The following is a 7,130-nucleotide window of genomic DNA, read 5'->3' as shown; positions in this document are numbered from 1 at the left end:
GCCCTCGCCTCACTCGCTCAGCTTCTGAAGACACACCGCGTGTGGGGGCGTTTCGAGGTGCCGCCCACACCGTCGGAGTGAAGACACGAGTGAAGGGACGAAACAGTGGCTCGCAAGGACTCACAACCTCAACTCAAGGATCAAGAACTCTACGAAGAGCTACGTGAGAAGGGCGATTCCAAGGAGAAGGCGGCTCGAATCTCCAATGCGGCCGCCAATCGAGGGCGGTCGACTGTCGCCAAGTCCGGCGGACAATCTTCGCCGTACGAGGAGTGGACGGTCGACGATCTGAAGAAACGCGCCAAGGAACTCGATCTGCACGGGTACTCGAAACTGAACAAGGGTGAGCTGATCGAGAAACTCCGCGATCACTGAGCCGGATTCTGCTCGAGTTGTATTCTGCTTGTGCAGAATACAACTCGAGCGTTCGGTTCAGTGCCCTTCTTGATCGAAGAGTTCCTGACCTTCCAGTCGCTTGACCCGACGGTGTTCCATCAAGATGGCCAGTGTTCCGACGACGAAGGACACGACGCACACCGCGCCGGCGATGACTGCCCATCCGCGAAATCCGTAACCTGCTGCCACCAAGGTCAATCCGAGTGTTGCCAGACCCAGCCCGATCAGCAGGTATCCGGGATAGTTGCGCCCGTCGCTGATTGCCTCCCCGACGTGCGATCGATTGGTGTGTTCGTCATCTACCGGTGAACTCCCGCTCATGTTGGTCACGGCGCACTCCGTCCTTCGCTAATGAAGACTTGCGATTCTTCGCTCGTCGTCGGTTCACAGGGCAACTACCCGATCGATGGGTGAATGAAACAGATGGAGTAGTGCCGAAGTGCGGAGAAAGCCGTACGCTCGAAGTATCGGGTGTGGAGGAAAACCGGTGCGAGGAAGGCCTATGAATGGGAAGCCGACTCCTGACCTATTCTCGGTAGGTACACCGACTCTCGGTGTCGAGGAGGAGTTTTTGCTCTGCGATCCGCAGACTGGGCGTCCCAGTCTGCGCAACTCCGAGGTTGCTGCTGCCGGGCGAGAACTCGGTATCTCGTTGCAACTCGAACTCACACGTTGTCAGGTGGAGACTTCCACTTCGATCGGCAGCCACATTCGTGACCTTCGTGACCAACTCTGTGAGTCTCGTGCCCTCACCGCCGATGCCGCTGCCCGCGTGGGATGTCAACTCATCGCTGTCGGAACGCCTTTCTACGATCCACCGGTCGACGAGATCACGCAGAAGTCGCGGTACCAACGGATGGCCGGTCAATTCGGTGCAATCACCGAAGGTGTGATGTGCGGTTGCCACATTCACGTGGGTGTCGAAGATCGAGAACGATCGGTCCGGATCATCAATCATCTGCGTCCATGGTTACCAACTTTGTTGGCATTGACGGCGAACTCCCCGATCAGCGAGGGACGCGATACCGGTTATGCGAGTTGGCGTTACGTTCTGTTCGGCAGATGGCCCAGTTCGGGTCCGCCACCCTTCTTCGAGTCCGTGGGGCACTACGAAGATGCCGTTGCAGCGATGCTGGAGACGGGGGTCATTCTCGATCCGCACATGGTCTATTGGGACGTGCGCATGTCGGATCACCTTCCCACCGTGGAGATTCGGATCAGCGACGTGCCCGCCACCGTGGAGGAGACGATGACTCTGGCCACACTGGTGCAGGCACTCGTCGGCACCGCATCCGCTGCGATCACCAAAGGTGAGGTTGCGCCTGCCGTCGATCAGGAGCTACTCCGCGCGGCTTGCTGGCGTGCAGCACGCGACGGACTCGACGGCAGGTCGCTGGACGTGGAATCCGTGCGCTTGCTGACTGCACACCAGGCGGTTCGGCGGTTGGTGGATCATGTCGAACCTGCTCTGACCGCATTCGGAGAGTTCGAGCAGGTCACGGCTTCCTTGGACAAGGTCTTCAGCAACGGAAACGGGGCGATCGTGCAGCGCCGGCAACTCGCACGCCGGTCACGGGTGGCCGATGTGATCGACGAGTGCGCCCGACGCACTTTCGAAGGGTGCAGTTCACAAGGTGGCAGTGAGCTGTAGGGCACGGTTGGAATTGGCATTCCAAGACCTCCAATTTCTTATCGAGGTCACCGATCGGACGGCAGGAGGAGGAACATATGAATGGCGATCCACGACCCGAGCTTGCGTCGGACAAGGATCTCGACGATATGTGCAGGCAGTTGGCCGCAGTAGTAGAGGAACACGGTCTGTCGGTGGCGACGGCGGAATCGTTGACCGCCGGGAACATCGCCGCACATCTAGGAAAGGCGCCGAACGCCGGTTCCTGGTTTTGTGGCGGGATCGTCGCATATACCCGAGCGGTCAAGCATTCCGTTCTTCATGTTCCTGACGGCCCAGTCGTCTGCGAGGACGCTGCTCGGGTCATGGCACACAGCACTGCCACACTGTTCGGCGCGACGTTGGCACTGGCCGTCACCGGCGAAGCCGGTCCGGATACCCAGGAGAACGTCCCACCGGGAACTGTGTGGTTCGGAGTCGTCGACCATGGGACCGCTGAAACAGAGAAACAGGTCTTCTCAGGTGACCCCGAAGCCGTCCTGGGAGCAACCGTCGAGCATGCGATCCATCTACTTTTGCGTCACGCGTCGGGTCGTCGCACACCAAGTTCGACAGGCGTGGTGTAGTCGAGAATTCAACTGTTCGAACGATTCTTGTGATGTCCCTTGTGTTTCGCAGGAGCCTGAGCAGTAGGAATCAGACGGCCGTCGGCCGTGTATTTCTCGACTACAAGGTGCTTGCTGACGCCTCGATTGGCATCCACGGCGCACGCGATTGCTTCCTTGTCGGAGTCGAAAGGTTCCTCGGTCGAGGAGCCGTCGGGCATCGTGATCTTGTACCGATCCATACATCGACTATTGCGGGTAGATCCGCCTCCGGCAACCGTCCTCACACAAAGGGCTAGGGAGTCCTGGCCTGATTACAGTTCGGACTGGCGTACGAAGTCGCTCTGTGCGTGGGTGCCCCAAATTTCGGAGGACTGAGTCTCGGGTTCGCTGTCCAGCTTTCGAACTTCGTGAATGAATTCCACTCCGTTCAGTTCGTCGGACGGAACTGACAGAAGCTTGCATGTGGTGCTGACGAAAAATCGCTGGACATCTTCCAACTCGAGACGGCCACCGGGCCGGTACCAGTGCGCAACCCCGGTGCACATCTCCAGTATCGCGAGTCGGCTCAATGCCAGATCTTCGATGTCGAAGGCGCCCACGCGTTGTCCGCGTTCGAGGATCTGTCCGAATAGAAGCTCGTACTCGTCGCGCAGCGTCTGCAACTCGATGCGGTTGTCTCCGGTCAATCCGCGCATCTCGTACTCGGCGACGCGGGCAGTCAGTTGGTTGACAGCGGTAATGCCGACGTGCGACGACACCAGGCCGGCGAGCTGGACCACGGGATCGGCGCTGCGGCGCATCGCCCGCTCTCCCGACTGTGTCAGCTCGTCGAGGCACGACCGAATGATCGAGGCCAACAGTGACTCTTTGCTGCCGACGTAGTGATAGAGCGTTGCCGAGTTGATGCCGGCTTCTGCTCCGAGTTCACGAATGCCGGTAGCGGCGAACCCTTTCGTCGCGAACAGCGTGACTGCCGCCCGTTGAACGCGCCCCAGGTCCATGATCCTCATTTCGGTTGGTTGCCCAATCATGCTAGCATCGCCGCCGAAATCGACTGACCGTCAATCAATTGATTGATAGCTGCCTGTGTACTGGCAAATTACATATCTATTCATCAATCGATCGATTGAAAAATGCTTGACTGTGCGTTGGGTCACTGCATAGTGTTCTTGTCGAGCCTCCCCTCGGTGCGCGAGCTAACAGGGCACTCCATACAAGGAGCAATGACATGAACGACGCGAATCCTCCATCTCCCGCAACTGTCGACAGGCCTGCCCTGCGGCGTGTAGCCGGATCAGTTCTGGTCGGCACCACGATCGAGTGGTACGACTTTCAGATCTACGGCGCCTCCGCCGCTTTGGTCTTTGCGCCGCTGTTCTTTTCGGGCGCAGATCCCGCGCTGGCGACGATTCTCTCCTTCGCTACCTTTGCGGTCGGCTTTCTGGCGCGGCCACTCGGCGGTGTTGTGATGGGCCACTTCGGTGACCGCATCGGACGCAAGAAGGTCTTGGTGCTTGCACTTCTCTTGATGGGAGCTGCAACATTCCTGGTCGGCGTCCTTCCGACGTCTTCCCAGATCGGTGTGTGGGCCCCGATTCTTCTCGTTGTGTTGAGGCTGATTCAAGGATTCGGCGTCGGCGGCGAGTGGGGCGGTGCAGTTTTGACTGCTGTGGAGTACGCACCCAAGAATCGCCGCGGCTTCTACGGCAGCATGCCGCAGGTGGGTGTGCCCGCCGGCCTTCTGCTGGCGACGGCCGTCATGTTCGGCACCAAGGCGCTCACCGGAGACCAATTCCTGGTGTGGGGATGGCGAATTCCGTTCCTGCTGAGTATCGCTTTGGTTGCAGTGGGGCTGTACATTCGCACGGCGTTGGAAGAGACTCCGGCATTCGCTCGCGTGAAGCAGCAGAACACCGCGGTCAAGATCCCGATGGTCGACGCGTTCAAGAACTATCCTCGCCAGATCATTCTTGCCGCAGGTTCGATGATCAGCACCGGCGCCTACTTCTACATCCTCAACACCTACAGCCTGACGTACGCCGATCAATTCGATCTGCTGTCCGGGAACCTCATGCTCGGCGCGGTCATGGTCTCCGCCCTCGTTGCCGTCATCTTCATTCCGATCTTCGGTCAACTGTCCGAAAAATTCGGACGACGCCGGATCCTGATGGTCGGCATCACCGGCATGGGTCTGTGGGTCTTCGTTGCATTCGCCGCGATAGATACCGGCAACTTCTGGATCACCACCGGCGCATTGGCGGTCGGCGCCTTCATGCTCAGCATCTCGTACGGGCCGCAGGCGACGTTCATCGCCGAATTGTTCGACGCCCGGGTGCGCTACAGCGCGGCCTCGATCGCTTTCCAGATCGGTGTGCTCTTGGGTGGAGCAATCGCGCCGATGGTCGCGGCCATGTTGGTCCGCGCGACAGGTGGATCGTTCGCGGTGGCTGTGTATATCGCTGCCCTGTCGGTGATTTCGCTGATCAGCGTCTACTTCGTCCGTGACACCGACCTCGACGAAGGAAGCCGCGACATGTACATCGATGACAACGGGGCCTATCTACCGCCGGTCGATCAACGCTCAACGGTTGTCAACTAGTAGAGGAAACTTCAATGATCACAAAGAGTTTCGAAGAGATCTCTGTCGGAGACATTGCGGTAACGGACTCGCGGGTCGTCACCGAAGACTATGTGCGAAGTTTCGCCGACCTCACCTGGGATCGCCATCCTCTTCACCTCGACCCCGACTACGCGCAGCAGACGCGCTTCGGTCGCCAGATCGCCCACGGCGCACTCATGCTGTCCACCTTGCTCGGCCTGGTGGAGTTGGATCCCCGTTACCTCCAGTGCTTCTACGGACTTGATCACGTCAGGTTCCACCGGCCGACCTACCTCGGCGACTCGGTGCATGCGGTGTCGGAAGTGCTGTCGGTGCGCCCTCGCTCGGACGGTGAGACCGCGATCGTGTCGTCGAAAGGCTCACTCGTCAACCAAGACGGAGACCTTGTTTTCTCCGGCGAATTCTCTTTCCTGGTAGGCGAGACCCATTCTCTCGACCTCGAAGTGGGTGCTCGGTGAGTTCTCGGCCGGATATGTCATGGTGGCAGGATCTCGAAGCAGAAAACTTCGAATGGACTGTGCCAGAGCAATTCAACATCGCGCACGCCTGTGCCGATGTGCAGAATCCCGATGATCTAGCCCTCGTCGTAGACACCGGTGGACACTGGAGTCGGTACACCTTCGGTGAAGTCGCCACGACAAGCCGAAAGTTCGCAACCGTGCTTGCGGATCTCGGCCTTGTATCAGGGGATCGCGTCGGTGTGATGGTCCCACAGGGGATCGAGGTTCTCGCGACACATCTGGGCGCCTTCCGATCCGGAATGGTCACCGTTCCGCTTTCGGTCAAGTTCGGGTCGGATGCGGTCGTTCATCGAATGCGTGACTCGGGAGCGAAAGTGCTTGTGGTCGACAAGGACTGTTACGAACGAGTTGCCGACGGAATAGGTGAGATCCCCGGCATCGAAGCCGTCATCGTTGTCGGAAATACGGATCAGCCCTCCGATTCGACCCCCGTTCGACTTCTCGATTTCCACAGCCTCGTCGACAGTGCCGCAGAAAGCGCGGAATTGGCAGCGACGGGCCCCGATTCACACGCCATCATCATCTATACCTCGGGAACGACGGGGAATCCGAAAGGCGCCCTCCACGGGCACCGAATTCTCCTGGCGCACATGCCCGGTATGCGGACGGCATTCGACAATGCGCCGCAGCGGGGAGACGTCTTCTGGACGCCGGCAGACTGGGCCTGGATCGGCGGTCTGTTCGACGTTCTGTTTCCAGCCCTTGCGTTGGGGTGCCCCGTTGTTGCGACGCCCGACAAATTCACACCGGCGCGTGCGGTCGAGATTCTGAGCCGTCACAAAGTAACGGGTGCCTTCATTCCTCCGACTGCACTCAAGCAGATGCGGAGTATCGGCATCGACGGCACCGCTGCGCGTGGTATTCGGCTGCGGGCATTGGGAACTGGTGGTGAAGCCCTCGGTGACGCATTGCAGGCGTGGGTTGCAAACACACTCGGCGTAGCTGTCAACGAGTTCTACGGGCAGACGGAAATGAATCTGACCATCGGCACTTCGCGTTCGAAGTGGACGCCCGTGAGCGGCTCGATGGGTCGCGCTTTTCCTGGCTTCGACGTCACCCTCCTCGATCCGCTCGGCGAGCCGGTAGCGGTGGGGCAGGTAGGCGAGATCTGTGTGAAGGCAGGCAACCCCGGACAGTTCCTCGGCTATTGGAACCAACCGTCGAAGACTGATGAAAAGGTCTACGACGGGTGGATTCATACCGGTGATCTGGGTCGGACCGATGAAGCGGGGAACTTCTGGTACCAGGGGCGTGCCGATGACGTCATTTCGTCCGCGGGGTACCGGATCGGCCCCGGCGAGATCGAAGAGTGCCTGCTCTCGCGCGACGAGGTAGCTATGGCCGGCGTCATCGGT

At 59.5% G+C, this 7,130-nt stretch carries 9 protein-coding genes; 6 read left to right on the top strand and 3 right to left on the bottom strand.

Features of this window, described 5'->3' with window-relative positions; genetic code table 11:
- Positions 1 to 105: 105 nt before the first annotated feature.
- Entirely contained in the window at positions 106 to 375 is a 270-nt protein-coding gene (locus tag ABX74_RS25820) for a Rho termination factor N-terminal domain-containing protein (RefSeq protein ID WP_020909642.1), read from the top strand.
- 57 nt (positions 376 to 432) lie between these two features.
- Here ABX74_RS25820 and ABX74_RS25815 read toward each other — a convergent pair whose 3' ends face one another.
- Positions 433 to 717, bottom strand: a complete 285-nt coding sequence (locus ABX74_RS25815) for a hypothetical protein (RefSeq protein ID WP_037120632.1) — start codon at positions 715 to 717, stop codon at positions 433 to 435.
- Between the two features lie 181 nt (positions 718 to 898).
- Here ABX74_RS25815 and ABX74_RS25810 point away from each other — a divergent pair, with 181 nt between their 5' ends.
- Positions 899 to 2,047 carry a glutamate--cysteine ligase gene (locus ABX74_RS25810; protein WP_047890004.1) on the top strand — a complete coding sequence of 383 codons (1,149 nt, stop codon included), beginning with the start codon at positions 899 to 901 and terminating at the stop codon, positions 2,045 to 2,047.
- Positions 2,048 to 2,124: 77 nt separating this feature from the next.
- On the top strand, positions 2,125 to 2,652 hold the full coding sequence (locus ABX74_RS25805; protein ID WP_020909639.1) for a CinA family protein: 528 nt from the start codon (positions 2,125 to 2,127) through the stop codon (positions 2,650 to 2,652).
- A gap of 8 nt (positions 2,653 to 2,660) precedes the next feature.
- Here ABX74_RS25805 and ABX74_RS25800 read toward each other — a convergent pair whose 3' ends face one another.
- A complete protein-coding gene (locus ABX74_RS25800; RefSeq protein WP_019745952.1) occupies positions 2,661 to 2,873 on the bottom strand; it encodes a hypothetical protein in 213 nt (70 codons plus the stop codon).
- Between the two features lie 72 nt (positions 2,874 to 2,945).
- Positions 2,946 to 3,644, bottom strand: a complete 699-nt coding sequence (locus ABX74_RS25795; RefSeq protein ID WP_223258012.1) for a TetR/AcrR family transcriptional regulator — start codon at positions 3,642 to 3,644, stop codon at positions 2,946 to 2,948.
- Positions 3,645 to 3,862: 218 nt separating this feature from the next.
- On the opposite strand from ABX74_RS25795, the gene ABX74_RS25790 reads away from it, so the two are divergent.
- The 3 genes from ABX74_RS25790 to ABX74_RS25780 form a co-directional block, all read left to right on the top strand.
- Complete coding sequence (locus ABX74_RS25790) at positions 3,863 to 5,233, top strand: MFS transporter (RefSeq protein WP_019745950.1); 1,371 nt, start codon at positions 3,863 to 3,865, stop codon at positions 5,231 to 5,233.
- 14 nt (positions 5,234 to 5,247) lie between these two features.
- Positions 5,248 to 5,712 (top strand): MaoC family dehydratase, encoded by a 465-nt coding sequence (locus ABX74_RS25785; protein ID WP_047890003.1) that lies wholly within the window; start codon positions 5,248 to 5,250, stop codon positions 5,710 to 5,712.
- Positions 5,709 to 7,130, top strand: a 1,422-nt coding sequence (locus tag ABX74_RS25780; RefSeq protein WP_223258011.1) for an AMP-binding protein, incomplete at its 3' end; no start/stop codon positions are given. The genes ABX74_RS25785 and ABX74_RS25780, both read left to right, overlap by 4 nt.

Source organism: Rhodococcus sp. ARP2, assembly GCF_001029585.1.
GTDB lineage: Bacteria > Actinomycetota > Actinomycetes > Mycobacteriales > Mycobacteriaceae > Rhodococcus_F > Rhodococcus_F erythropolis.
The sequence above is the reverse complement of the archived record's forward strand: the minus strand, read 5'-3'. Positions and strand labels throughout refer to the sequence as shown.

What these genes read in the sequence shown, in the direction of transcription:
- ABX74_RS25815 (WP_037120632.1), bottom strand. Translation starts at nt 717, where the DNA reads ATGAGCGGGAGTTCACCGGTAGATGACGAACACACCAATCGATCGCAC.
- ABX74_RS25810 (WP_047890004.1), top strand. Translation starts at nt 899, where the DNA reads ATGAATGGGAAGCCGACTCCTGACCTATTCTCGGTAGGTACACCGACT.
- ABX74_RS25805 (WP_020909639.1), top strand. Translation starts at nt 2,125, where the DNA reads ATGAATGGCGATCCACGACCCGAGCTTGCGTCGGACAAGGATCTCGAC.
- ABX74_RS25800 (WP_019745952.1), bottom strand. Translation starts at nt 2,873, where the DNA reads ATGGATCGGTACAAGATCACGATGCCCGACGGCTCCTCGACCGAGGAA.
- ABX74_RS25795 (WP_223258012.1), bottom strand. Translation starts at nt 3,644, where the DNA reads ATGAGGATCATGGACCTGGGGCGCGTTCAACGGGCGGCAGTCACGCTG.
- ABX74_RS25790 (WP_019745950.1), top strand. Translation starts at nt 3,863, where the DNA reads ATGAACGACGCGAATCCTCCATCTCCCGCAACTGTCGACAGGCCTGCC.
- ABX74_RS25785 (WP_047890003.1), top strand. Translation starts at nt 5,248, where the DNA reads ATGATCACAAAGAGTTTCGAAGAGATCTCTGTCGGAGACATTGCGGTA.